This is a genomic window from Nesterenkonia sp. E16_10, assembly GCF_017347085.1.
Classification (GTDB): domain Bacteria; phylum Actinomycetota; class Actinomycetes; order Actinomycetales; family Micrococcaceae; genus Nesterenkonia.
Map to the genome: position 1 here is coordinate 21,491 of NZ_JADPSA010000042.1, position 25,310 is coordinate 46,800.

The following is a 25,310-nucleotide window of genomic DNA, read 5'->3' on the forward strand; positions in this document are numbered from 1 at the left end:
GAGAGACTGCCCGAGAGACTGCGTGAGACGGCGCCGCCCGAGAGACGGCACGAGCTGGCGCCGCCCGTGGGGGCGCGGTCCAGGCTCAGGCCTCGCCCGAACCCTGGAGGTCCGGCTCAGCCGCGGCGTTCCAGCTCCTCGATCACGTTGATCCGCTCACTGCTCATCAGATGCAGCGAGAGCTCGTTGGAGAGGTGCTGGAACATCGCCACGCCCTGGACGCTGCTGCCTTCCTCGTTCAGCCGCGGCGCGAAGGAGGCGATGCCGACCTGACCGGGCAGCACCCCGATGATGCCCCCGGAGATGCCCGACTTCGCCGGGATGCCGATCTGGGTCAGCCAGCGCCCGGAGGCGTCATACATCCCGCAGGTCGCCATGATGCCCAGCGTGGTGCGGGCGGACTCGGCGGAGACCACCCGCTGGCCGTTCTCCGGGTTGATCCCATTATTGGCCAGTGTGGCGGCCATCCGGGCGATGTCTTTGACCGTGACCAGGATCGAGCACTGATCGATATAGCCGCGCACGGCCTCATCGGGCTCGGTCTCCAGGGAGCCGTGAGACTTCAGCATGTGAGCGATCGCCATATTGCGATACGCGGTGGAGTACTCCTCCTCGGCCGCGTCCCAATCGATCTCGAGCGGACGTCCGGCGAAGGCCGACATGCCATCGAGGATCCGGGTGGTGCGGCTGCGGACCTCGGAGGTGCGAGAGTCGCTCTGCCGGCCACCGGGGTGCTCCTCGTGGCTGGTGTGATCCACCAGGTGGTGCGTCGCGATGGCGCCGGCGTTGATCATCGGGTTCAGCGGCCGCCCGGTGCCCCCTTCCAGGGAGAGCTCGTTGAACGCCTCGCCGGAGGGTTCCATCCCGACCATCTCGCGGACTCGGTCCAGCCCGATGTCATCCAGCGCCAGCGCGTAGACGAACGGCTTGGAGATGGACTGGATGGTGAACAGGTGCTCGTCGTCCCCGGCTGAGCATTCCTGTCCGTCTGCGGTCGCCAGGGCGAGCGCCTGCAGGTTCTCATCGGCGTCTCGCAGCCGCGGGATGTAGGCGGCGAGCTTGCCGCTGACATCCGCGCTGGATTCCTTGAGCACCTCACGGAGGTACGTGTTGATCGACTCGTGCACCGGATGTCTCCTCGGGGGTTGGTCCTCCCACGCTACCCGCTGGGATCCGCCGATCCGCCGGACAGGTTCTCACCAGGGTGTGGACAACTTGTGGAAAACCGGGAGTCCAAGGGTCCATACACCTAACGAGGGGGTTACGGCAACACGACGCAATGATGGAAAAACTGGTATCTGTCATGCGTGGTGCACAGGCGTGTCAGGACAAAACTACTGGTCAGAAGCGTAATTGCGGTGTTACAGGGATGTTATCCACAGCTTGCTGCACATGTTGTGCACAAGACACGCCGCGTAGTCCACATTTACTCCACAGGCAGGAGCATTTCGGCCTATTGCCCCTGCTGGGCTCGGGACCTAAAGTGTGGAAAGTCCCTCGGACGTGAATATTGGCTGGGCCCCGCCCAGCGCGCATTCACGCGGCGCCGCAGTCTGCGGCGGGAGCGGAGACACGGCGCCGGCAGGCATGTTCTCAGGCTGGCCCGTGGTCGACGTGTCTGAGGCCTCGGAGAAACAGAGGAGATCCTGGTCACCGCGTCCCCGCGTGCACAGCGTGGGAGGCCCAGCGGCAGGATCTGGGGCATATCGGGTCGCCGGGAGACCGGCCAAGGGAAGGGGATCACGCGCTCACCGCCCGTGATCCTGCTGGGTCTTCCGGCGATCCGGTCTCCGCCCCCGCAGCCTGGTCCCGTCTGGGGCGCTCAGCAGGGGTGTGCAGCGATGAAGCGCGCCACCCGGCGCGGCCAGGTGTCCAGCTCCTCGGGCGTCTCTGCGATCTGCAGCCGTGAGTTCGGGATCAGGTCGTGCAGCTTCTCGGCGGTGGAGACCGGGTGGGCATAGTCATCCACCCAGGCCAGGATCAGCGTGGGCACCTTGAGCTCGCGGATCTTCTCCGCACTGGGAAGATCGCTGACCCCGGCCCCTCGGAAGATCGAGGGCAGCAGCTCCTGGCTGACCGCCGGGACGCGCTCCTTGGGCCGGTCTGCCAGGGCTGGCGGCGGCAGCACCTGGCGTCCCACCCGGACGAAGGCGCCGATCCCGTGGTCCTCGATCAGCTCGGCGGACCTCTGATACGTCTCGGCCTGTCCCGCGCGGGTCGCCCACGCCGTGGGTGGAACCATCAGCGTCAGCGTGGCGAAGCGCTCGGGATCGCGCAGCGCGGCATAGAGCAGGGTCGCGGCGCCCATCGAGGGGCCCGCGGCGTGGACCTTCGCTCCCGGCGCGAGCTCGTCGAGCAGCGCGAGCAGGTCCTCGGCGAGCCGGGGCCACAGGTAGTCCTCCGGCACGGCGCGGCCGGTGGAGGAGCCGTGACCGCGGGCGTCGTAGCGCAGGATCCGGCAGTCATCGAGGCTGAGCGTCATGTCCAGCCCGGCGCGCTGCTCCCGTGAGGCGCAGGAGGTCAGTCCATGCAGCTGGACGAAGGTCGGACCCTCGCCGGCGACCTCGTAGGCGAGTTTCGCCCCCGCCGTCTGGAAAAGCCCCACGGTCTCCGACTCCTCCATCTCAGGTGAACAAAAAGTTGCGCCGGAAGCATGCCAGTGCAGTGAACGCCACCTAGACTACGCCGTATGCGGTTGACCAATGTGGCGCAGATGCACGCCAGGCCAGGACGTCTGTCCAGCTACTCGGTGGTGGCCCAGCCTGCCGCCGCCGTCGCGCCGGGCCGGGGCTCCGGAGCCGGTTTCAGCGTCGAGCCTGCGCAGAACGGTGCCCAGGCCTCTGATCCACCCGGCGGGCTTCCGGTCTCTTTCGACCAGAACCGCCATGTCAGCTTCGGGTCTCGGCCCGGATCGTGGATGGCGGTTTCTTTTCAGCTCGACGGCCCCGCCTCGCTGGAGGAGATCGCCGCCGTCTGGCAGGTGGTGATCCAGCGCCACGGCACGCTGCGCACGGTCTTCGACTGGCGGCCCGAGCATCTTCCGCGCCGCAGTGACACACATCACGCCAATACCGGTCCAGGCGGAGACTCCGGCGGACCGATCAGTGACCTGGTGCTGCAGGAGGTCGCGATGCTGCCCGGCACCTGGGAGCAGCTCTCGGCCCCCGAGCCGCACCGGGCTCCCATAGGATTCAGCACAGGCTCGCGGGCGGCGCTGCAGACGGCGCACCTGGCAGCGCCGAGGGAGCAGCTCAACGCGGCCGAGGTCAAGGCCGCCCTGCGCGCCCACTTCGACACCGTCTGTGATCCCTTCGGCACGCCCTCGCATCGGCTCTGCGTCATCGACGACGGTGAATCAGCCGCGGTGCGCGATACCGCGGGTTCGCCGCAGATCGTCATCGGCTCCGACCACTCCCACGTGGACGCCTGGTCCCTGCTGGTGCTGGTCCGAGACTTCAACGCGGTGCTCAACAACCTGCGCGCCGGTCATCCCGCAGCCCAGGGGCTCCCGGTGCCCGAGTCCTTCGCGGCCCACACCAGGGCGATGGAGGCCAAGCCGTTTCCCCCCGAGGCGGTGGTCACCCGCTGGCGCGAGATCCTGGAGGCGGGGGGCGGGGTGATGCCGACCTTCCCGCTGCCGCTGGGTGACATCTCCCTGCCGGTCAGTGAGAAGGTCGAGGTCCGCGACGTGCTGGACTCCGCAGAGCTGAACAAGCTGGAGGCCCACGCCAAGGCCGAGGGGGTCCGACTGATCGCCGTCGCCGTCTCGGTGATGACCCGGCTCTTCCGCGAACTGGGCGACCAGCCGCTGCGCACGGTCTTCCCGGTGCACAGCCGAGACGAGCCGCGCTGGTTCGACTCGGTGGGCTGGTTCATCACCAACGCGGTGCTGGAGAACGACGACGACAGCCTGCGCGGCAGCTACCAGGCCGTCAAGGAGGCGATCCGGCTGGGCTCGCATCCGCTGGCCCCGATCATGCGCCCCTATGGCGGAATGCCCGCCGAGCCGGGGATGTTCGCGATGAGCTGGCTCGATCACCGCAGGCTCCCGGTCAACGTGGAGGAGGCGCTCAACGCCCAGCACATTTCCGCCGTGGTCCAGACCGACGGGGTGATGATCTGGTTCGTGGTCAACGAGACCGGGCTGCACCTGCGCTGCCGCTATCCCGATACTCCCCAGGCTCGAGAGACGATGCACACCTGGCTGGAGGCAGTGGTCGAGGGACTGCGTGCACCGAGTATCGTGGAGGGGTGACTACCGAGCTCTACGACACCGGATCGCCCGCAGGGGTGGACTCCCGCACGCCCCCGCAGGACATGGTGGCCGAGCAGTCCGTGCTCGGCGGCATGATGCTCTCCAAGGATGCCATCGCCGACGTCGTGGAGGTGCTGCGCGGCTCAGACTTCTACCGCCCCGCGCATGAGCTGATCTACGACGCGATCATCGACCTCTACGGACGCGGGGAACCCGCCGACGTGGTCACCATCTCGGATCACCTGACCAAGCGCGGTGAGCTGCAGCGCATCGGCGGCCCCGCCTACCTGCACAACCTGGCCCAGTCGGTGCCCACCGCCGCGAACGCCGGGTTCTACGCCGAGATCGTGCGCGAGCGCGCGATCCTGCGCCGCCTGGTCGACGCCGGGACCAAGATCGTGCAGCTCGGACATACCGCCGACGGCGAGGTCGAGGGCATCGTCAACCAGGCGCAGTCCGAGATCTACAACGTGGCGGAGAACCGGCAGAGCGAGGACTATGTCGCGCTCTCCGAGATCCTGGGCCCCACGATCGATGAGATCGAGACCAACTCCGCCCACGACGGCGGACTCACCGGCATTCCCACCGGGTTCCGCGAACTCGATGACCTGACCCACGGCTTCCACGGCGGACAGATGATCATCATCGCCGCCCGCCCCGCCATGGGTAAGTCCACCCTGGCGCTGGACTTCGCCCGCGCCGCCGCGGTGAACAACAAGATGACCGCCGCCTTCTTCTCCCTGGAGATGGGCCGCAATGAGATAGCGATGCGTCTGCTCTCCGCAGAGTCCCGGATCCTGTTCTCCGACCTGCGCAAGGGCAATATCCGTGATGAGGACTGGGAGAAGATGTCCGAGGCGGTGGACCGGCTCAACGATGTGCCGCTGTTCATCGACGACTCCCCGAACATGTCGCTGATGGAGATCCGGGCGAAGTGCCGCCGGCTCAAGCAGCGCCATAACCTCAAGCTCGTGGTGCTGGACTACCTGCAGCTGCTCTCCTCGGGCAAGCGGGTGGAGTCCCGTCAGCAGGAGGTCAGCGAGTTCTCCCGTACCTTGAAGCTGTTGGCCAAGGAGCTCGACGTCCCGATCATCGCGCTGTCCCAGCTCAACCGTGGCTCCGAGTCTCGCCCGGACAAGAAGCCGCAGGTCTCAGACCTGCGTGAATCCGGGTCCATCGAGCAGGACGCGGACATGGTCATGCTGCTGCACCGGCCCGAGGTCTATGACAAGGAGACCGAGCGCGCCGGCGAGGCCGACATCATCGTCGCGAAGAACCGTAACGGTCCCACCCGCGACATCACCGTGGCGTTCCAGGGCCACTACGCCCGCTTTCAAGACATGGCCCGCGACTTCTAGCCGGGTTCTTGGTCTGTGCCGCCGGCTCTTTGGTCTGCGCTGCCGGGCGCAGGACCCAGGCTCACCGGTAGTCCGAGGCCTCCAGCGTCGCGGCGTCGGTGGTCTCCAGATCCGTGATGAAGCGCCACGCATCGGGCCGGGATCCATCGACGTCGGTGAGGCCATAATGCTGAGCCAGCTCGAAGGAGCTTGTCGAGAGGGTGTTCCATGCCCTCCGCTGCGGATCCGCCGCAAGCGCGGTGATCCCGCGCGCGAGCATCGCCGGGGTCTCGGAGATGACGAACTCGTAGGGCGGGACCACTTCGGTCTTTCCGCCGTTGGCCTCGGCGGCGGTGCGCCAGGTCTGTTCGGTCACCCCGAAGCCGTCGAGCATCATCTCTGAGCGCAGCCAGCCGGGGGAGACCGAGACGGCGGTCCCGCCATGAGGGGCCAGCTCATGGCCCTGGGCGAAGGCCAGCCGGTCCACCGCCGTCTTGGTCAGGTCGTGGAAGACGTTCTCGCGGAAGTGGGAGGCGTTATAGGTGCGAGTCCCGTCGGTCACCTCCACCACGAGGCCCCCGGAGCTGCGGATCAGCAGCGGCAGTGCGGCGTGGCTGGTGTTCAGATGCGTGGAGAATCCGGTGTCGAAGAGCTTCTTGCCGGCTGCTAGGTCGGAATCCCACAGCGTCTTGCCGAACTCCACATAGGCCTCTCCGCCGATGTCATTGATCAAGATGTCCAACCGGCCCTGCTCGGCGTCGATCCGCTGGATCAGCGCTTGGACCTCCTCCACCTGGAGGTGATCCACGATCACCGGATGCGCGGTGCCGCCGGCGTCACGGATCAGCTGCGCGGTCTCTTCCACGGTCTCGGTTCGGCCGTAGTCCGAGGGGGCCTGGGCCGTGGAGCGCCCGGTGCAGTACACCACCACTCCGGAAGCGGCGAGCTCGCGGGCGATGGCGCGGCCCGCTCCGCGGGTGGCCCCGGTGACCAAGGCGATCCGCCCGGAGAGTGTGGCCGGGCTCGACGGCGGGATCGCGCGGGATGCCGGAGCCGGTGAGGGCTGAGCAGACATGGGTGCCTTCCGGAGAGATGATCGGTGATCTCCAGGATCCCACTTCGCGGTCTGGGGAAGCTGGGTTCAGAGGGCGCCGAGGATGACGTCGAGGAAGGTGAACCCCAGGGTGCCGTAGAGCAGCCCGATCCACAGCGAGTGGGTCAGGGACCTCCAGAACTGGCCGGTGGCGATGAGCAGCCCGAAGGCCGCCGGGGTGCAGGCCATGGCGTATCCGCCCACCAGCATCCAGAGCCCGGTGAACTCACCCAGGGCCAACATGTAGAAGCCCACCCCGATGGTCCAGATCATGGTGAACTCGAAGAGCAGCGCGGCGATGACCACGGTGACGATCACCGCCCAGAGATACCGGCCCCAGTCTCCGGCGAAGCGCCGCAGGGCGCTGGGTCGGCGTTCCGGCGCGGAGGCCGCCCGGGGTCTCGCGTTCGCCCCGGCCTTGGCCCTTGGAGCGGCCTTGCCCGTTGGACGGGACTTGCCCGTTGACTGGGCTCTGCCGGTTGAATGGGACTTTCCAGCCGTCCGGGCCTTCCCTGCTGACCGAGCCTTCCCAGCCGGCTGAGCCTTCCCTGCTGACCGAGCCTTCCCGGTGGTTCGGGTGGCGGGTCGGCGCGCGGCCGTGGTGCTCCGCCTTCGCGGCGTAGTCGAGGACCCTCCGGCGGGCCGCTTGGCGGTGGACTTCTTGCTGGTGCTCACAGCGTGTCAGCGTACCGGGACTCGGGCCTGACCAGGACACCGGTCGAAGCGGCGCGGTGCACGTGGGCCCGAGGCGAACCATCCCTTGGGAGTGGGGGAGTGGCCGGCTCAGAGATCAGATCCCACCGAGGTAGGGCAGGGCCAGGAGAAAGACGATCACCCCGATGCCGACGCCCAGGGTGATCGCGACGGTGACGTCGGAATTGGATCGACCGAGCCCGGGCGCCTGTCGATCGGAGGGCACCGGGTCCGGGGGGTCCAGCTCCTGGGGGGAGGAATGTGCGGGATGAGATGACATTCGTGCACCTCGCTTGGCAGAATCGTGCCTGGTAGATGGGCAAAACGTTCTGACCTGGATTCTAAGCAGGGTCTCTGAAAATGAGCTGGGCACGAGGTCAACCTTGGCCGGGTGGCGGGGCAGCTCAGTGCAGGAGGCCCGCGGGGATCTGCAGATCGGGTCCCTGGTGCAGCGCCTCGGTCAGGAGCAGGTCCATCGCCCGCACCGCCTGCGCGCGGCTCACCGGAGACCCGGCCGCCGACAGCTCCGGGACGTGGACGAATCCGGCCGGCGTCGAGGGCTGGACCGCGTGCAGCAGCGCATAGAGCAGGTTGTTGCACACGAAGCTTCCGGCGCTGAGCGAGAGCGCCACGGGGATTCCGGCGGCGCTGATCGCGGCATGGGCCGCCTTCAGGCGCAGGGTGGAGAACATCGCAGGAGGGCCTCCCGGGACCACGGGTTCTTCGGTGGGCTGGTGCCCGGCATTGTCAGGGATCCGGGCATCGCGCAGATTCAGTCCCACCCGCTCCAGCCGCACCACATCGGTGCCGGCGGCCAGGCCCACAGCGATCACCAGATCTGGGGCGGCCTCGGCGAGCTGCTCGAGCATCAGATCGGCGCTGGCATGGAACTCCACCGGCAGCAGCGCGGTGCGCATCACGATCTCGCCATGGACCTGCTGGGCGTGCAGCACGGTGCGTGCGGCGGCGTCGGCCAGATCGGTGACCACGTCCCAGGACGGGTTGTGGTCCATCCCCGCGAAGGGTTCGAAGCCGGTCAGCAGGACGGTCGGTGAAGGGTTCATGGTGTGCTCCGCTGCGCGGTCACAGCGCCTGCGCGGCGGAGGAGGGCGCGACGTCGAGCAGGCGGATGCGGCGGCTGATGCGTTCCAGCGCGAAGGTGAGCTTGGGGATCGCCGCGGGGGTGATCAGCACCAGCACCGACCCGCCGAAGCCACCCCCAATCAGCCGGGCCCCCTCGGCGCCCTGGGCCAGCGCGGTCTCCACCACGAGGTCGGCGACGTCGAAGGAGACCTCGGCGTCGTCGCGCATGCTCATGTGTCCGGCGGTGAGGATGTCACCCACCGTGGAGGCGATGTGGCGCACGCCGTAGGCCTCCCCGGAGAGCAGATGATGCAGCTTCTCGGAGCGCACCATCTCGGTCAGGGCGTGCCGCAGTCGCCGCCGGCAGGCGGCGATGCTGCGCCCCTGGAGCGTCTCGAGCTGTTCCGCGAGCCGATCGAACTCCTCCAGCACGTGGGAGACGTCGACCTTGCGCGGGCGCTCGGGCAGCGCGTCGCGCAGCCGGTCGAAGCCCAGCAGGCCTGCTGCGGCCTCGGCGTCTGCGCGTCGGTCCCCGAACTGGCCGTCGGCCAGCCGATGTGCTTCCCCGGTGTCCACCGCGATCAGCCGGTAGCCGCGAAGGATGCAGCCGATGTCCAGGGGCGTGACGCTGAAGTCCCGGCAGTCCAAGGAGAGCACCTTGCCCGGCCGGGCGCGCATCGCCGCGGTCTGATCCAGGCCTCCGGTGCCGGCGCCGACGACCTCGACCTCGGCGCGCACGCAGGCGGCGGCGAGGTCTCGGCGGTTCTCCCGGGTCAGCGCGGCGTTGAGGCTCTGGTGTGGATTGTCCTGGCCGAAAGGGGTGCCCAGGGCGAGGAACGCGAGGATCGAGGCACACTCAAGGGCGGCCGAGGAGGACAGGCCCCCGCCGATGGGCAGCGTGGAGACCACCAACAGGTCGGCGCCGAAGCCCTCATCCACGGCGAACGCCGGCTGGGACCTGCCCAGTTCGCGCAGCGCCCAGAGGACCCCGGAGACGTAGTGGCTCCAGTGGGCCTGCTCTCGCGCCGCGTCTGGTCCGATCTGGTCCGGACTCACGGTGGTGACCCCGTCGTCGAGAGAGGCGTCAAGGGTGCGCAGGCGAAGCCTGCCATCGGTGCGAGGAGCCGCGGCCACATAGGTCCCGTGTGCCAGGGCCATGGGCAGACAGCGGCCGGCGTGGAAGTCGATGTGCTCGCCGTTGAGATTGGCCCTGCCCGGGGCGAACCAGGTGCCCGAAGCTGCCCGGCCGTACTCCTGTTGGAAGCGGCTGACCAGGTCAGATTGGATCTCTTGTGGTTCGCCAGGGGCAATCCAGACGGCATCGGTAGTTCGCACGATTCTCCATTGTGCCACTCACAGCGGTGTGGTGTTTTATGGGAATGACCTGCACTGCTGCGGAACCATCGCGGCAGCGGCAGACCCTGCAGGACTATCGAAAGGATCTCTCCATGGCGATCGAGACCGTGTACACCGCAGAAGCACTGGCCACCGGCGATGGACGCAACGGGCGCACCCGCACCTCAGACGGCATGATCGACCTGAATCTGAGCACCCCCGCGCCGATGGGCGGCTCGGGGGAGGGGGCGAATCCGGAGCAGCTCTTCGCCGCCGGCTACGCCGCCTGCTTCCACGGGGCGCTGCGCAAGATCGCCTCCGGGGAGGGCGCCGATGTGAGCGACTCCTCGGTCGGGGCGCAGGTGAGCATCGGTAAGGACGAGGACGGCGGCTTCGGTCTCGCCGTGGTCATCGAGGTGGTCATCCCCCACGTCGATCAGGACCAGGCCGAGGCGCTCGCTGAGAAGGCCCACGCGCTGTGCCCCTACTCCAAGGCCACCCGCGGCAATATCGAGGTCACGGTCACCGTCTCCGAGGACTAAGGCGGGTCTTTGGCGCGCCCCCTGCGCCCGGAGCGGACACCCTGGGCTTATTCATTCAACTTTGAAATACTCAGGGTTGAAGCTGGTCACCCGCAGCAGAGGAGACGTCGATGAGCAGCACCGAGACCGAACCGCAGGAGCAGGTCTGCATCAACGGGCCCTACACCTATGAGGGTCTGCGCGATGGCGTCACCCGCGCCGAGGACGGGGTGGAGCTGCTCGAGCCGCGAACGGTGCCGCTGGGCGGGCCGCGGGCGATGACGGTGCGCCGGACCCTTCCGCAGCGCGCCCGATCTCTCGTCGGCGCCTGGTGCTTCCTGGACTTCTACGGGCCCGATGACCTGACGCAGGCCACGCCGATGCGGGTGCCCCGGCACCCGCATACCGGACTGGCCACCGTCTCCTGGCTCTTCGAGGGTCGGATCGATCATATGGACTCCGCAGGAAATTGGGCCACCGTGCGCCCCGGTGAGGTGGCGGTGATGAACGCCGGCAGCGGGATCAGCCACTCCGAGTACTCCTCCGCCGACACCACCGTGCTGCATGGCGCCCAGCTCTGGTACGCCTTCCCCGATGCGCACCGCTTCGTGGAGCCCTCCTTGGAGACCGACCGCCCGGATCCGGTGCAGGGGCCCGGCTGGGAGGCCCGGGTCTTCCTGGGCGAGCTGCTGGGTCAGCGTTCGCCGGTGAAGACCTATCTCCCGCTGACCGGGGCGCAGCTGCGCCTCGAGCCGGGCACGGTCCTCGAGATCGAGGTCCCCGCCGGCCATGAGCATGGGCTGCTGCGGATCTCCGGTGCGGTGCGGCTCAACGGCGCGCTGGTGGAAGAGGATCATCTGGCGGTGACCGAGACCGGGAGCACCATGCTCCGCGTGGAGGCGCTGAAGGAGCCGGTGCTCGCGCTGCTCATCGGTGGCGAGCCCCTGGGCGAGCAGATCGTGATGTGGTGGAACTTCGTGGGACGCAGTCATGACGAGATCGTGGCGTTCCGCGACGCCTACCAGGCAGAGATGGGCTTCGAACCCCCGGCGCAGGACTCTCCGCTGCACATGCAGCCCGGGGCCGCCGAGAACGGCTCTACCGAGCGTGCGGCCCGGGCCGACGGCTCGGAGCACCAGGTCCCGGTCCCCTCCGGCGCGCTGGGCAGCCCGGTGCACGGTCGGCTGCGCGATGTGCTGGCCAAGGCCCGCTACGACGACGGACGGCCGTTTCCGCAGTTCGGCGACTTCCCGCCCGGCCAGGCCGCTCCGCTGCCGGCCCCGGAGCTGCCCAACACCCGGATGAAGCCCCGCGGCTGAACGAGACGGCCCCGACGAGGGTCGACTGCTGTGCAAGACTTGTCCTGCTCAGATCGTGAGCGGCACCAGGACCGGCGAGCAGGAGGCTCAGTGAGCGAAGACCCAGTGCGCGCGGACCCGCAGCGGGGACGCCTGAGCTCCCGCCTGCTGGCACATGGGCAGGAGCCGGACCCACGCTTCACCCTCGCCAACGAGCGCACCTTCCTGGCCTGGATCCGCACCGCGCTGGCGTTCCTCGCCGGCGGGGTCGCCGTGGAAGCCTTCGCCGCCGAGGTGTTCGCCGATCCCTACCGCACCGTGGTCTCGGTGCTGACGATCAGCGTAGGACTGCTGATCAGCGTGGGTGCGGCGATGCGCTGGCTCAACGTGGAGCGCAGCATGCGCCTGGGTCGTCCGCTCCCGATGCCGCTGATCATCCCGCTGCTGAGCTTCGCCTCCGGCGTCGCCATGGCTGTGGTCATCGTGCTGGTGGTGCTGGACTGATGTCCCCGGCGGCGCCACTGCACGCGGATCCGGGTCTCCAGCCCGAACGCACGGTGCTCTCCTGGGGCCGGACCATGATGCTCTTCGCCGTGGTGGGCGCGGTCTTCCTACGCTGGCTGCCGCACTACGGCCTCTGGACCGTGGGATTGACGCTGAGCTGCGCCGTCGTCGCCGGAGCCATCTACGCCACCCAGCGGCGGCGGTATTCCCGGCAGTCCCGCGGCATCGCGGCCGAGCAGGTGGAGGCCGATGTGCCCGCCGTGCTGATCACGACCCTGGCCACCGCGGTGCTCGGCCTCCTGGGGATCCTGGCCGTGCTGGCCCAAAGCTGAACAGCTGGCGTGAACCCTTTTCCGCTGACCTGCCCTCGGGGCGCTGACCTGTTCGTTAGCCGCTGACCTGAACCCGGCCTGAACGCGGCCTGGTCTCTGTGCTGAGCCCACCGTGCTACGTTTCGCGCTCGACTACCAACAGGAGGTCCTTGCCTTGTCGAAGAAAATGATCACCACCGGTTTCGCGCTGGCCGGCGTGCTGGCCCTGTCCGCATGCAGCGACTCACCCGACTCCGAGTCCGGCGAGGCCGGAGCCGAGGAGCAGAGCTCGCAGGAAGAGGCCGCAGGCCCTGAAGCGGGAGCCAGCGGTGAGCAGCCCGAGATGCCAGAGGCCGATACCTCTGACATCCCCGAGGTCGTGGCGGAGGTCAACGGCGACGAGCTCACCGGCGAGGACTTCACCGTGCTCTATGAGTCCCAGTTCCAGCAGATGGCGATGCAGTCTCAGATGACCGGAGAGGAGCCGGACCAGGATCAGCTCAAGGAGCAGACCCTGGAATCGATGATCGGCAACGAGCTGCTGCTCCAGGACGCCGAGGAGGAGGGCTACGAGGCCTCCCAGGAGGAGGTTGACGCGATCATCAGTGACGCCGCCGAGTCCGCCGGCATGGGCTCCTCCGAGGAGTTCATCGAGGCCTACGAAGAACAGGGCATGGACGAGGAGCAGCTCACCTCAAACGCCGAGAGCCAGGTCCTGATCAACCAGGTCCTCGAGCAGCTCGATGTCCCCGAGCCCTCGGAGGAGGAGCTTCGGGAGACCTACGACGAGGCTGTGGCCGCCCAAGAGAGCGCCGAAGGTGCCGAGGGTGCCGAGGGCGCTGAGGAGGCGGAGATCCCGCCGTTCGACGAGGTGCGCGATGACCTCGAGACGCAGCTCACCGACGAGGCCCGCAGCGAGGCCGCACAGGCTCATGTGGCGGAGCTCCGCTCCGACGCAGACGTGCAGACGCACCTCTGATCCACGATGGCTCGTGACTCACGGCCCGCCGATGGCTCACCGGCGGCCGTGAGTCGCAGCCCGTCGCGTCAGGGCCCGTCGTGACACGGCCCGCCGTGTCCCAGCCCGTCGCGTCGCAGCCTCCCGCAGCCTGCTCCGTCGCCCACCGGGTCAGGGCAGGCTGGGTGATGATCTGCTGTGGCTCAGCAGCCCGCAGGCCTGCGCCGTGGTGTCGGTGATCAGCTCCACAGCCCGGTCCAGCAGATCCTGCAGTGAGGCCGCCCCGGGGGCGATCGAGAACGCCGCGGTGAGCCCGGCCGCGCGGCACTGTTCCGGGCTGAGCTGGACCGTCCCGGCGATCACCAGCACCGCTGCCTCGGCCGGGGCGCAGCGCTGCACGGCCTGGACCACCTTGCCGCCGAGGGACTGGGCGTCCAGCGAGCCCTCCCCGGTGATCACGAGATCCGCCCTTGCCAGGGTCTCCTCGAGGTTCAGCGCCTCGGCCACCATCTGTGAACCCGGCAGCACCTGAGCCCCGAGCAGCACGCTCAGCGCCAGCGGCATGCCGCCGGCCGCGCCGAAGCCTGCGGCTTCGCGCAGCAGCTCCGGATCGGTCTCGTCCAGCGCGCCCAGCACCTCGGCGAGTCGGGCGAGACCAGCATCGAGCAGACCGACCTGTTCCGGCGTCGCGCCCTTCTGGGGCCCGAACACCGCCGCCGCCCCGCGCTCGCCGGTGAGCGGATTGTCCACATCCACCGCGACCCGCCAGCGCACCTGGCGGGCCCGGGGTTCCAGCGCGCTGAGGTCCACGGAGCTGATCTCGGCCAGGCCCGCGCCGCCGGGGACCACCGGCGCCCCGTCCGCGTCGAGGAACTCGGCGCCCAGGGCGCGCAGCAGCCCGGTGCCGCCGTCGGTGCTCGCGGAGCCGCCGATGCACAGCAGGATCTCGGTGCAGTCCGGCTCGGCCAGCAGCGCCCGAGCGATGAGCCCGACTCCGAAGGTGTCGGCGCGCAGCGGCTGCGGCGCGACATCGGAGACCTGCGGAAGCCCGTTGCCCTGCGCCGCCTCGATCACCCCTGTACGCCCGTCGGCAGAGCGCCCGTACTGCGCGGTCGCCGGTCGCCCCAGCGCGTCACAGATCTCCACGGTCTCCGGAGTGCGCCCCCAGGCGGCCAGCAGCGCCTCCAGGGTGCCCTCGCCGCCGTCGGCGAAGGGCAGCTCGAGGATCTCGGCCGCGCCGAAGACCTGTCGAGCGCCGTGAGCCATGGCCGCGGCCGCCTCGGCCGCGGTCGCGGAGCCCTTGAAGGAGTCCGGGACGCAGACGATGCGCGGTGCGGCGGCGGTGCTCATCGTCTGCGGATCTCCCGGTGTCTGCGGGTCCTAGTCGACATAGGTGTTGGCGATGTAGACGTCGCAGCCTGCCGTGTGTGACACGGTGTTCGCGACGCTGCCCAGCACCCGACGGGCTCCGCGCATGCGCTGGTTGCCCACCACGATCAGCTGGGCGCCCGCCTTCTCCGCGTAGTCGATCAGCGCCTCCGCGGGCTTGCCCTGAGCCGATCCCGCGTGGATCTTCAGCCCGGGGGTGCGCAGACCTCGGACCACCTGCTCGGCGATGTAGAGCGCGTTGTCGGCACCCGAGACCACCCACTGGTCCGAGCCGCTGTTGACGTGTTCGATGGTGGAGTCGGTGTGCGCGGACACCACATGCAGCGCGACATCGAGCTTCAGCGCGAGATCGCGGGCCTTCTGGGCGGCGCGCTGGGCCGTCGGGCTTCCGTCCACGCCGACGATGATCGGACCTGTCATGGTGTTCTCCTTCTTTGAGGTGTGAGGGTGACCACAGATCAGCGTACTGGAGCTTCGGCGGCTGGGCGCGCACCCTGCAGGGCGGGCAGGACGAGCTGGGCATAACGCTGCTTCATGGTCTCCAGCGTGGTCGCGGCGTCCTGGTCATTGATCTGCTGGTTGAAGATCTCGACCTCCACCGGGCCGGTGTAGCCGGCCTCGGCCACCCAGCGGCTGATCGTGGGGAAGTCCACATAGCCGTCGCCCATCATGCCGCGGGACTTCAGCGCGTCGGCGGCGAGCGGGAGGTTGAAGTCACACACCTGATAGCTGGCGAGGCGGTGCTCGGCGCCGGCCCGGGCGATCATCTCGCGCAGCTGCGGGTCCCACCAGACATGGAAGGTGTCGACGACGACGCCGACCGTCTGCGCCGGGTGCGGGGCCGCGAGGTCCAGAGCTTCGCCCAGGGTGGAGAGCACCGCCCGGTCCGCGGCGTACATCGGGTGCAGCGGCTCCAGCACCAGCCGGACCCCATGCTCGGCGGCGTAGGGGACCAGCTCGGCGATGCCCTCGGCCACGCGTTCGCGGGCGCCGAGGATGTCCTTGTCCGCGCTGCTCTGCTCCATGGCGCCGTCTTGGGCATCGATGAGGTGTGCCGCGGCCGGCAGCCCACCGACCACCATGATCAGCTCGGCGGTGCCGATCATCGCCGCCTCACGGATCGCCGCCCGGTTCGACTCCAGCGCCACTCGGCGGCCCTCCGGGTCCGCCGGGGTGAGGAACCCCCCGCGGCACAGGGTGGTGGCGGTGAGACCGGCGGCGGCGATGATCGCCGAGGCCTTCTCGGCCCCGCCGGCCTGCTCCACCAGGTGCCGCCAGGGGCCGATGTGCCTGAGCCCGGAGGCGGCGACCGCCTCGGCGGCCTGTTCCAGGCTCAGGTGCGGGGTGGTGCCGGTGTTGAGTGAGAGTTCGAAGCTCATCCGAGCCCTCCGGTCTTCAGCAGCGCGGACATCCGCTCGGCCGCCAGCTGCGGGTTCCGCAGCAGTCCGGCCTGATCGGCGAGCACGAAGGTGTGCGCCAGGTGGCTCAGTGAGCGTCCCGAATGCAGCCCGCCCACCAGCTGGAATCCGCTCTGGTGGCCGTTGAGCCAGGCCAGGAACGCGATGCCGGTCTTGTAGTACAGGGTGGGGGCGGCGAAGATGTGCTGGCCCAGCGCCCGGGTAGAGTCCATGATCGCCAGGCCGCGCTCCGGGTCTCCGGCGTCGTAGGCCTGCAGCGCCGCGGAGGCCGCCGGGTAGATGGCCGCGAAGATGCCCAGCAGCGCATCGGAGTGCACGCCGTCCTCGCCGTGGATCAGCTCCGGGTAGTTGAAATCATCACCGGTGTAGAGCCGGACGCCCTGAGGAAGAGCGGCGCGCAGCTGCTTCTCGTGTGCGGCGTCGAGCAGCGAGACCTTCACGCCGTCGACCTTCTCGGCGTTCTCCTGGATCAGTCGCAGGAAGGTGCTGGTCGCCGCCGGGACGCCTGTGGAGCCCCAGTAGCCGGTGAGCGCGGGATCGAACATCGGGCCCAGCCAGTGCAGGATGACCGGCTCCTTGGCCTGGTCAAGCAGCTGCGAGTAGATCGCGAGGTAGTCCTCCGGGCCGCCGGCGACCTTGGCCAGCGCGCGGGAGGCCATCAGGATGACCTTGGCCCCGGAGTCCTCGACCACGGCGAGCTGCTCGCGGTACGCGGCGAGCACTGCATCCAGGCCTGCGGTTCCGGGTTCCAGGGATGCGGGGTCCAGCTGGTCGGTGCCGGCGCCGCAGGCGAGCAGGTCCCGCACCGAGCGGCCCACCACCGCCGGGTGGCGCTGCGTGCGCACCACCGTGGCGGCCTCGGCGGCCGAGCGGCGGATCAGGTCCTTCGTCGCGGCCCAGTCCAGGCCCATCCCGCGCTGGGCGGTGTCCATGGCGTCGGCGACGCCGAACCCGTAGGACCACAGCTCATGCCGGTAGGCCAGGGTGGCCTCCCAGTCCAGCTGCGCGGGCGCGCCGGGGACGTTCTCGGCGGTCATCACCGGCACCACGTGTGCCGCGGCGTAGACCTTCCGGGAGGTCAGCGGCCGGCTCGGCGGAGCGAAGTCTGCGGGACCCGCCATGGTGTAGTCCAGCAGCTGTCCCTCCGGAGAGGGCAGCCGCAGCGTGGGCAGCACCGGCGTGGTGGTCGGCACGGGGTGGTTCTCCTCGGCGCTGCCGCCTGCGCCGGTGATGCGCTCGAGGCCGGGGGCGCTCACAGCGTGATCTCCGGGATGTCGAGGGTGCGGCGTTCAGCGGCGGAGCGCAGTCCGAGCTCGGCCAGCTGGACCCCGCGAGCGGCGGAGAGCAGGCCGAAGCGGTGTTCGCGACCGGTCACGACGTCGGAGAGGAACTCTTCCCACTGCGCCTTGAAGCCGTTGTCCAGATCGGCGTTGGCGGGCACCTCGCTCCATTGCTCACGGAAGGACTCGGTGACCGGCAGGTCAGGGTTCCACACCGGCTTCGGGGTGTGGGCGCGCTGCTGGGCCACACACTTGGTCAGCCCGGCGACCGCGGAGCCATGGGTGCCGTCGACCTGGAACTCCACGAGCTCGTCGCGGTAGACCCGCACGGCCCAGGAGGAGTTGATCTGAGCGATGACCTGATCGCCCTCCGGTGTCTCGAGGTCGAAGATGCCGTAGGCGGCGTCGTCGGCGTCGGCGGTGTAGGCCTCGCCGTGTTCGTCCCAGCGCTGCGGGATGTGCGTGGCGGTCTTGGAGGTCACGGTCTTGACCGGGCCGATGATGCTCTCGAGCACGTAGTTCCAGTGGCAGTACATGTCAGTGGTCATCGAACCGCCGTCGGCGAGCCGGTAGTTCCAGGAGGGGCGCTGGGCGGGCTGGTGGTCCCCCTCGAAGACCCAGTAGCCGAACTCCCCGCGCAGCGAGAGGATCCGGCCGAAGAAGCCCTCCTGAACCAGACGGCGCAGCTTGATCAGACCCGGGAGGTAGAGCTTGTCATGCACGACCCCGGCGGTGATGCCTGCCGCCTGGGCCTGACGCGCCAGGTCCACGGCCTCCTGGAGGGTCTCGGCGGTCGGCTTCTCGGTGAAGATGTGCTTCCCGGCGCCGATGGCCTTGGACAGGGTGGCGTGGCGCAACGAGGTCATCGAGGCGTCGAAGACGATGTCCACGGAGGGATCGTCGATCACAGCGTCGAGATCGGTGCCGTAGTGCTCGACGTCGTGCTTCGCGGCCAGCTCCTTGACCTTCGCCTCGTTGCGCCCGATCAGGATGGGCTCGACGGTGACGGTGGACCCGTCGGCCAAGGTGATGCCGCCTTGATCACGGATGGGCAGGATCGAGCGCAGCAGATGCTGGCGGTATCCCATTCGGCCGGTGATGCCGTTCATGGCGATGCGCAGGACGCGGGGCTCAGACATGGTGAGGGAACTCCTAGGAGGCACGAGTGGGAATGCGCTTTCCAAACTATTTCACCGAGTTAGTTGTGTCAAACGTCACAATTCGGGATCCGCGTGGGTGCGCGGATGTGGCAGGATCGTCTCGAGCAGGGGAGAGGAGCCGCGAGGTGAGCGTGGCCAAGCGCAAGGGTGCCAGGCGGCCGTCGATGGTCGACGTCGCCAAACATGCCGGTGTCTCGCACCAGAGCGTCTCCCGGGTGCTCAATGCTCCCGAGACGGTGCACCCGGACACCCGGGAGCGGATCGAACGCTCCATGGCCGCCCTGGGGTACCGGCGCAACAGCCAGGCCCGGGCACTGAAGACCCAGAGCACCGGTCTGATCGGCGTGGTCAGCCAGGGGGACACCGACTTCGGCCCCACCCGGATGACCTGGGCGATCGAGAACGCCGCCCGGCAGCGCGGCTACGCCACCGCGCTCAGTGTGGTCCGTGATCAGCGCGCTGAGACGGTGGACTCCACGCTGGAGTTCTTCCTCAGCCACGGAATCGAGGGGATCGTGGTGATCACCCCGGTGCCCGCGCTGGCCGAGGCGGCCAAGCAGCTTTCTGCCCGGGTGCCGCTGGTGCTGGTCACCTCCGGGCTCTGGCCCGCCGGGAACATGAACGTGGCGGGCATCGACCAGGAGCTCGGCGCGCGCCGCGCCACCACGCACCTGATCGAACGCGGCCACCGCAGGATCGCCCACATCGCCGGACCCATGGACTGGTTCGACGCCCGCGGGCGTGTGGTCGGGTGGCGGCAGGCGCTCGCCGTCGCTGATCTCAGCGCACCACCGATGATCCGGGCCGCAGGCTGGACGGCCGAGGCCGGCTACGAGGCCGCCCAGGAGCTCTTCCGCGGGGCTCCGCTGCCCGATGCGATCTTCGCCTCCAACGACTTCATCGCCCTGGGACTGATCCGGGCGCTGGCCGAGCGCGGGATCCGCGTCCCGGGAGACATCTCGGTGGTCGGGTTCGACGACGTCGATGCCGCCGGGTACTTCTCCCCGCCGCTGACCACGGTGCGCCAGCCCTTCGAGGAGGCCGGACGCGCGGCGCTGGAGCTGCTGCTGGATCTCACCGACGGACTGACCCACGTGCCGAACTTCATCTCCCCGGAACTGATCGAACGCGGATCCACCGCCTTCCGCCGCTGATCCAGAAAATTTTGAGAAAGCCTTGACGCGGAGTGCGATGTTAACGTTAACATTGCTGAGACGCAGATCACGTGATCCAGATCACGCCTCAAAACTGCCGATCGGTCAGGATCTGCCCGACGTCAGATCCAGCTCAAGGAAGAACGGTGTTCCATGCCTGCTGCGGACGCAGTCGTCATCGGTGTCGACTACGGCACGCTCTCGGGACGCGCCCTGGTGGTGCGCATCAGCGACGGCGCCGAGCTCGGCTCCGCGGTCCACGAATACCGCCACGCGGTCATGGATGCCACGCTCACCGCCCACCGCGACGAGCCGCTGCCCCCGGAATGGGCGCTCCAGGTCCCCGCCGACTACGTCGACGTGCTGAAGTCCGCGGTCCCTGCGGCGCTGCGCGCAGCCGGGGTCGCTGCTGAGCAGGTCATCGGCATCGCCACGGACTTCACCGCCTGCACCATGGTGCCCACGACTCGGCAGGGCACCCCGCTCAACGAGCTGCCCGAATACGCCGACCGGCCCCACGCCTACGTGAAGCTCTGGAAGCACCACGCCGCGCAGGCCCAGGCCGACCGGATCAACGAGCTCGCCCACTCCCGCGGGGAGTCCTGGATCAATCGCTACGGCGGGTTCATCTCCTCCGAATGGGAGTTCGCCAAGGGCCTGCAGGTCCTGGAGGAGGATCCCGAGATCTACGCGGCCATGGACCACTGGGTCGAGGCCGCCGACTGGATCGTCTGGCGGCTGACCGGCGAGTACGTGCGCAACGCCTGCACCGCTGGCTATAAGGGCATCTACCAGGACGGCAGCTACCCGGACACCGAGTTCCTCTCCGCTCTGAACCCCGAGTTCTCCGGCTTCGTCACCGAGAAGCTCGAGCACCGGATCGGGCAGCTCGGGGAGCGCGCCGGGGGACTCAGCCCCGCCGCCGCGGAGTGGACCGGGCTGCCCGAGGGCATCGCCGTGGCCGTGGGCAACGTGGACGCCCACGTCACCGCTCCGGCCGCCGACGCCGTCGCACCGGGACAGATGGTCGCCATCATGGGCACATCCACCTGCCACGTGATGAACGGAGACCACCTGGCCGAGGTGCCCGGCATGTGCGGGGCCGTCTACGGCGGGATCACCGACGGGCTCTGGGGCTATGAGGCCGGACAGTCCGGCGTCGGTGACATCTTCGCCTGGTACGTGGCGAACCAGGTCCCTGGAAGCATCAGCGAGGAGGCCGAAGCCCGGGGCCTGAGCGTCCACGAGCTGCTCACCGAGAAGGCCGCCACGCAGCCGGTGGGCGCGCACGGTCTGATCGCCCTGGACTGGCATTCGGGCAACCGCTCGGTGCTGGTGGACCACGAGCTCTCCGGGCTGATGCTCGGTGCGACCCTGGCCACCAGGCCCGAGGACGGCTACCGCGCCCTGCTGGAGTCCACCGCCTTCGGCACCCGCACCATCATCGAGGCCTTCAACGACTCCGGCGTCCCGGTGACCGAACTCGTCGTCGCCGGGGGATTGCTGCGGAACTCCTTCCTGATGCAGCTCTACGCCGACATCACCGGGCTCCCGATCTCGACCATCGTCTCCACCCAGGGCCCCGCCCTGGGCTCGGCCATCCACGCCGCCGTCGCGGCCGGCGCCTACCCGGACGTCTCCGCCGCCGGCGCCGTCATGGGCGGACGCCGCAAGAACGCCTACACCCCGCAGCCAGAGGCGGCCACGGCCTATGACGAGCTCTACGCCGAATACCGGACGCTGCATGATCACTTCGGCCGAGGCGGCAACGACGTGATGCGCCGGCTCAAGGCCATCCGGCGTCGAGCCCACCACCAGGAGGTCAGCGCATGAGCGCCCTGCACCTGAACGACTTCTCACCCACCGCCCGCGAGGCCATCGCCGAGGCCCGAGAGATTGTGGCAGCGCTGCACGCCGAGCTGCCGCGCAATGACCTGGTGGCCTGGACCGCCGGCAATGTCTCTGCGCGGGTGGACCTGCCGCAGGAGGCTGCCCAGGCCGCCGCCGAGGCCTCGGGCCACGTCTCTGGTGATGTGTCAGGACTCTTCGTGATCAAGCCCTCCGGGGTCAGCTACGACGAGCTGGAGCCCGGGAACATGGTGGTCTGCACCCTGGACGGGGTCAAGATCGACGACGACACCTCCATCGGGCTCAGCCCCTCCTCCGACACCGCCGCCCACGCCTATGTCTACCGGCACATGCCCCACGTGGGCGGGGTGGTCCACACCCATTCCCCCTACGCGACCTCCTGGGCGGCCCGGGGCGAATCGATCCCGTGTGTGCTGACCATGATGGCCGATGAGTTCGGCGGAGACATCCCCGTGGGTCCCTTCGCGCTGATCGGGGACGACTCCATCGGCCGCGGGATCGTGGAGACCCTGGAAGCCTCCCGGTCCAAGGCGGTGCTGATGGACCGCCACGGGCCCTTCACCATCGGTGCCGATGCCCGCCAGGCGGTGAAGGCCGCGGTGCTCTGCGAGGAGGTCGCGCGCACCGTGCACTACGCCCGCGCCTACGGAGAGCCCGAACGGATCGCCCAGCACCAGATCGACGCGCTCTACGCGCGCTACCAGAACGTCTATGGACAGAAGGACCACGCATGAGCACCGCTGCCGATACATCGAGCACCCCCGGTTCGGCCCCGTCGGCCTCACCCTTCGAGGGAAAGTCCATCTGGTTCCTCACCGGGTCCCAGGGCCTCTACGGATCCGAGACCCTGGATCAGGTCGCCGAGCAGTCCCAGCAGGTCACCGCCGCCCTCGACGCCGCCGACCAGATCCCGGTCCAGATCGTGTGGAAACCGGTGCTCACCGAGCGCGACGCGATCCGCACCGCCGCACGGGAGGCCAACGCCGATGAGAACTGCCTCGGGGTGATCGTGTGGATGCATACCTTCTCCCCGGCGAAGATGTGGATCGCCGGGCTCGAGGCGCTGGCGAAGCCGCTGCTGCACTTCCACACCCAGGCGAACATGGCGCTGCCCTGGGCGGAGATCGACATGGATTTCATGAACCTGAACCAGGCCGCCCACGGGGACCGCGAGTTCGGCTACATCGCCACCCGCACCGGGGTGCGCCGGAAGACCGTGGTCGGGCACAGCTCCGATCCCCGGGTCCAGGCCGAGGTGGCCAGCTGGGCACGTGCGGCAGCCGGATGGAACGAGCTGCAGAACATGCGGGTGTGCCGGTTCGGGGACAATATGCGCAATGTGGCGGTCACCGAGGGAGACAAGACCGAGGCCGAGATCCGGTTGGGCACCTCGATCAACACCTGGGCGGTCAACGACCTGGTGACACGGGTAGACGCCGTCACCGATGCCCAGGTGGACGCGCTGCTGGCGGAATACGACGCGCACTACGACGTCGCCGAGGAGCTGCAGGAAGGCGGCGCCCGCCGTGAGTCGCTGGCCTACGCCGCCCGCCAGGAAGCCGGCATGCGCTCCTTCCTTCAAGAGGGCGGATTCTCCGCCTTCACCACCAACTTCGAGGACCTCGGCGGACTGCGTCAGCTTCCCGGTCTGGCCGTGCAGCGACTGATGAGCGCCGGCTACGGGTTCGGTGCCGAAGGGGACTGGAAGACGGCCCTGCTGGTCCGCGCCGCGAAGGTGATGGGGCACGGCCTGGACGGCGGTGCCTCGCTCATGGAGGACTACACCTACGAGATGACCCCGGGAAAGGAAAAGATCCTCGGCGCGCACATGCTCGAGATCTGCCCCTCACTGACCACCACCACCCCGCGGATCGAGATCCACCCGCTGGGCATCGGCGACCGCGAGGACCCGGTCCGGATGGTCTTCGACACCGATCCCGGCGAGGGCGTCGTCGTCGCCATGTCGGATCTGCGCGAACGCTTCCGGCTGACCGCGAACCTGGTGGACCTGGTGGCTCCGGATCAGCCGCTGCCGAATCTTCCGGTAGCCCGCGCGGTCTGGGAGCCGCGGCCCGATTTCGCGACCTCGGCGACCTGCTGGCTCACCGCCGGGGCAGCCCACCACACGGTGCTCTCCACCGGGGCCGGGCTTCAGGCCTTCGAGGACCTCGCCGAGATCGCCGGCATGGAGCTGGCGGTCATCGATGCCGACACCACCGCCCGCGGCTTCGCGAAGGAGCTGCGCTTCAATGCGGCCTACCACCGACTTGCGCAGGGGCTCTAGCCCTGGCGCTGGAATATGAATCGATCACTCGCACCACGTGCCTACCGCAGGGGCAGGCACGAAACCCAGGAGGAAACATCATGCAGAACCGATCAATGAAGATGCTGGGCGTCTCGGCCGCCCTGGTTTTGGGCCTCACCGCATGCTCCGGCGGAGGCGCGGGCAGCGACGGCGGCGACGACGCCGGCGGAGGGGATGCCGCACCGGAGGACATGACAGTGGGCGTCGCGATGCCGACCCAGACCTACGAGCGCTGGCTCAACGACGGCGCCTCCGTGGAGGAGGGCCTGGAAGAGCTCGGCTACACCGCTGACCTGCAGTTCGCCGATGACGACATCCCGACCCAGCAGCAGCAGATCGACCAGATGATCACCCAGGAGTACGACGCGCTGATCATCGCCTCCATCGACGGCTCGGCGCTGACCAGCCAGCTCGACGCCGCCGCCGCGGCGGACATTCCGGTGATCTCCTACGACCGGCTGCTGACCAACAGCGAGAACGTCGACTTCTACGTCACCTTCGACAACTTCGCCGTGGGCCAGGAGCAGGCCAACGCTCTGCTCTACGGCCTGGGAGTCTTCGACGAGAACTTCGAGGAAGCCGATGACGCCCCCGAGGAGACGCTGAACGTGGAGCTCTTCGCCGGCTCCCTGGATGACAACAACGCCCGCTTCTTCTGGGACGGTGCGATGGATGTGCTCGAGCCATACATCGAGGACGGGACCCTTGCAGTTCCCTCCGGCCAGACCACGATCGAGCAGGCAGCCACCCAGCGCTGGGAGCAGGAGACCGCCCAGGAGCGTATGGAGAACCTGCTCACCAGCGACTACGCCGGTGATGAGGAGCTCCACGGCGTGCTCTCCCCGGCAGATCCGCTCTCTCGCGGCATCATCAACGCCCTGCGCAGCGATGGCATGGGAGACACCATCGAGGACGGTCTGCCGATCGTGACCGGCCAGGACGCCGAGATCGCCTCGGTCTCGCTGATCGCGGAGGGCGTGCAGCACTCCACCATCTTCAAGGACACCCGCAACCTGGCGGACGAAGCTGTCAGCGCAGCCGACGCCTTCCTCAACGGTGAAGAGCCTGAGGCCAATGACACCGAGAGCTACGACAACGGCTCCGCGGTGATCCCCTCCTACCTGCTGCCGGTGGAGATGATCCTCGAGGAGAACTACGAGGAGATCCTCGTGGAGTCTGACTTCTACACCGAGGAGCAGGTCGAGTCCGGCCAGCAGTGATCCTCATCGAGCAGCGACCCCGATAGCGCGGGGACATCGATCGGCCAGGACCCCTGCGGGGGTGCCCAGCTCGATCTGCCACTGAGCTGAGCACGGCTCACCAGTTTCGCCGGTCGGGCCCGGGGCG

The 25,310-nt window shown here is 68.7% G+C and carries 24 protein-coding genes; 12 read left to right on the forward strand and 12 right to left on the reverse strand.

The window, feature by feature from the left end; genetic code table 11:
• Positions 1-116: 116 nt before the first annotated feature.
• Positions 117-1,127, reverse strand: coding sequence for a glutaminase A (glsA, locus tag I2487_RS13305; protein WP_207170213.1), 1,011 nt, complete (start codon positions 1,125-1,127; stop codon positions 117-119).
• 695 nt (positions 1,128-1,822) lie between these two features.
• Complete coding sequence (locus tag I2487_RS13310; RefSeq protein ID WP_345941438.1) at positions 1,823-2,605, reverse strand: alpha/beta fold hydrolase; 783 nt, start codon at positions 2,603-2,605, stop codon at positions 1,823-1,825.
• 84 nt (positions 2,606-2,689) lie between these two features.
• Here I2487_RS13310 and I2487_RS13315 point away from each other — a divergent pair, with 84 nt between their 5' ends.
• On the forward strand, positions 2,690-4,255 hold the full coding sequence (locus tag I2487_RS13315; RefSeq protein ID WP_207170211.1) for a condensation domain-containing protein: 1,566 nt from the start codon (positions 2,690-2,692) through the stop codon (positions 4,253-4,255).
• Positions 4,252-5,613: a replicative DNA helicase gene (dnaB, locus tag I2487_RS13320; protein ID WP_036475756.1), complete on the forward strand. Its 1,362-nt coding sequence runs from the start codon at positions 4,252-4,254 to the stop codon at positions 5,611-5,613. The genes I2487_RS13315 and dnaB overlap by 4 nt, the downstream gene beginning before the upstream one ends.
• Positions 5,614-5,674: 61 nt before the next feature.
• Here the strand turns inward: dnaB and I2487_RS13325 are convergent, their stop codons facing one another.
• The 5 genes from I2487_RS13325 to I2487_RS13345 form a co-directional block, all read right to left on the reverse strand.
• Positions 5,675-6,667 carry an SDR family oxidoreductase gene (locus tag I2487_RS13325; protein ID WP_207170210.1) on the reverse strand — a complete coding sequence of 331 codons (993 nt, stop codon included), beginning with the start codon at positions 6,665-6,667 and terminating at the stop codon, positions 5,675-5,677.
• A gap of 66 nt (positions 6,668-6,733) precedes the next feature.
• A complete protein-coding gene (locus I2487_RS13330; RefSeq protein WP_207170209.1) occupies positions 6,734-7,360 on the reverse strand; it encodes a hypothetical protein in 627 nt (208 codons plus the stop codon).
• A 115-nt stretch (positions 7,361-7,475) separates the two neighbouring features.
• Positions 7,476-7,658 carry a hypothetical protein gene (locus I2487_RS13335; protein WP_207170208.1) on the reverse strand — a complete coding sequence of 61 codons (183 nt, stop codon included), beginning with the start codon at positions 7,656-7,658 and terminating at the stop codon, positions 7,476-7,478.
• A gap of 124 nt (positions 7,659-7,782) precedes the next feature.
• Positions 7,783-8,442 (reverse strand): pyroglutamyl-peptidase I, encoded by a 660-nt coding sequence (locus tag I2487_RS13340; protein WP_207170207.1) that lies wholly within the window; start codon positions 8,440-8,442, stop codon positions 7,783-7,785.
• A 19-nt stretch (positions 8,443-8,461) separates the two neighbouring features.
• Positions 8,462-9,796, reverse strand: coding sequence for a galactokinase family protein (locus I2487_RS13345; RefSeq protein WP_207170206.1), 1,335 nt, complete (start codon positions 9,794-9,796; stop codon positions 8,462-8,464).
• Between the two features lie 119 nt (positions 9,797-9,915).
• Between I2487_RS13345 and I2487_RS13350 the strand changes: the two genes are divergently transcribed.
• From I2487_RS13350 to I2487_RS13370, 5 genes are all read left to right on the forward strand, one after another.
• Positions 9,916-10,338 (forward strand): organic hydroperoxide resistance protein, encoded by a 423-nt coding sequence (locus I2487_RS13350; protein WP_345941441.1) that lies wholly within the window; start codon positions 9,916-9,918, stop codon positions 10,336-10,338.
• A gap of 110 nt (positions 10,339-10,448) precedes the next feature.
• Entirely contained in the window at positions 10,449-11,636 is a 1,188-nt protein-coding gene (locus I2487_RS13355; RefSeq protein ID WP_207170204.1) for a pirin family protein, read from the forward strand.
• Between the two features lie 90 nt (positions 11,637-11,726).
• Complete coding sequence (locus tag I2487_RS13360) at positions 11,727-12,119, forward strand: DUF202 domain-containing protein (RefSeq protein ID WP_207170203.1); 393 nt, start codon at positions 11,727-11,729, stop codon at positions 12,117-12,119.
• Complete coding sequence (locus I2487_RS13365; protein ID WP_207170202.1) at positions 12,119-12,451, forward strand: DUF202 domain-containing protein; 333 nt, start codon at positions 12,119-12,121, stop codon at positions 12,449-12,451. The genes I2487_RS13360 and I2487_RS13365 overlap by 1 nt, the downstream gene beginning before the upstream one ends.
• A gap of 166 nt (positions 12,452-12,617) precedes the next feature.
• Complete coding sequence (locus I2487_RS13370) at positions 12,618-13,409, forward strand: SurA N-terminal domain-containing protein (RefSeq protein ID WP_207173063.1); 792 nt, start codon at positions 12,618-12,620, stop codon at positions 13,407-13,409.
• A gap of 150 nt (positions 13,410-13,559) precedes the next feature.
• Here the strand turns inward: I2487_RS13370 and I2487_RS13375 are convergent, their stop codons facing one another.
• From I2487_RS13375 to I2487_RS13395, 5 genes are all read right to left on the reverse strand, one after another.
• Positions 13,560-14,738, reverse strand: coding sequence for a glycerate kinase (locus I2487_RS13375; protein ID WP_207170200.1), 1,179 nt, complete (start codon positions 14,736-14,738; stop codon positions 13,560-13,562).
• 30 nt (positions 14,739-14,768) lie between these two features.
• The gene (locus I2487_RS13380; protein ID WP_207170199.1) at positions 14,769-15,197 is read right to left on the reverse strand and encodes a universal stress protein; all 429 of its coding nucleotides are present in this window, start codon (positions 15,195-15,197) and stop codon (positions 14,769-14,771) included.
• A 38-nt stretch (positions 15,198-15,235) separates the two neighbouring features.
• Positions 15,236-16,156: a sugar phosphate isomerase/epimerase family protein gene (locus I2487_RS13385; RefSeq protein ID WP_207173064.1), complete on the reverse strand. Its 921-nt coding sequence runs from the start codon at positions 16,154-16,156 to the stop codon at positions 15,236-15,238.
• Positions 16,153-17,367 carry a dihydrodipicolinate synthase family protein gene (locus I2487_RS13390; RefSeq protein WP_207170197.1) on the reverse strand — a complete coding sequence of 405 codons (1,215 nt, stop codon included), beginning with the start codon at positions 17,365-17,367 and terminating at the stop codon, positions 16,153-16,155. Before I2487_RS13390 ends, I2487_RS13385 begins: the two co-directional genes overlap by 4 nt.
• An 80-nt stretch (positions 17,368-17,447) precedes the next feature.
• Complete coding sequence (locus I2487_RS13395) at positions 17,448-18,614, reverse strand: Gfo/Idh/MocA family protein (RefSeq protein ID WP_207170188.1); 1,167 nt, start codon at positions 18,612-18,614, stop codon at positions 17,448-17,450.
• Between the two features lie 146 nt (positions 18,615-18,760).
• On the opposite strand from I2487_RS13395, the gene I2487_RS13400 reads away from it, so the two are divergent.
• From I2487_RS13400 to chvE, 5 genes are all read left to right on the forward strand, one after another.
• Entirely contained in the window at positions 18,761-19,789 is a 1,029-nt protein-coding gene (locus I2487_RS13400; protein ID WP_207170187.1) for a substrate-binding domain-containing protein, read from the forward strand.
• Positions 19,790-19,942: 153 nt separating this feature from the next.
• Complete coding sequence (gene araB, locus I2487_RS13405; protein WP_207170186.1) at positions 19,943-21,622, forward strand: ribulokinase; 1,680 nt, start codon at positions 19,943-19,945, stop codon at positions 21,620-21,622.
• Positions 21,619-22,392, forward strand: a complete 774-nt coding sequence (locus I2487_RS13410) for an L-ribulose-5-phosphate 4-epimerase (protein ID WP_207170185.1) — start codon at positions 21,619-21,621, stop codon at positions 22,390-22,392. Before araB ends, I2487_RS13410 begins: the two co-directional genes overlap by 4 nt.
• Positions 22,389-23,942, forward strand: a complete 1,554-nt coding sequence (gene araA, locus I2487_RS13415; RefSeq protein WP_207170184.1) for an L-arabinose isomerase — start codon at positions 22,389-22,391, stop codon at positions 23,940-23,942. Before I2487_RS13410 ends, araA begins: the two co-directional genes overlap by 4 nt.
• 80 nt (positions 23,943-24,022) lie before the next feature.
• Positions 24,023-25,183, forward strand: coding sequence for a multiple monosaccharide ABC transporter substrate-binding protein (chvE, locus tag I2487_RS13420; RefSeq protein ID WP_207170183.1), 1,161 nt, complete (start codon positions 24,023-24,025; stop codon positions 25,181-25,183).
• Positions 25,184-25,310: the final 127 nt, after the last annotated feature.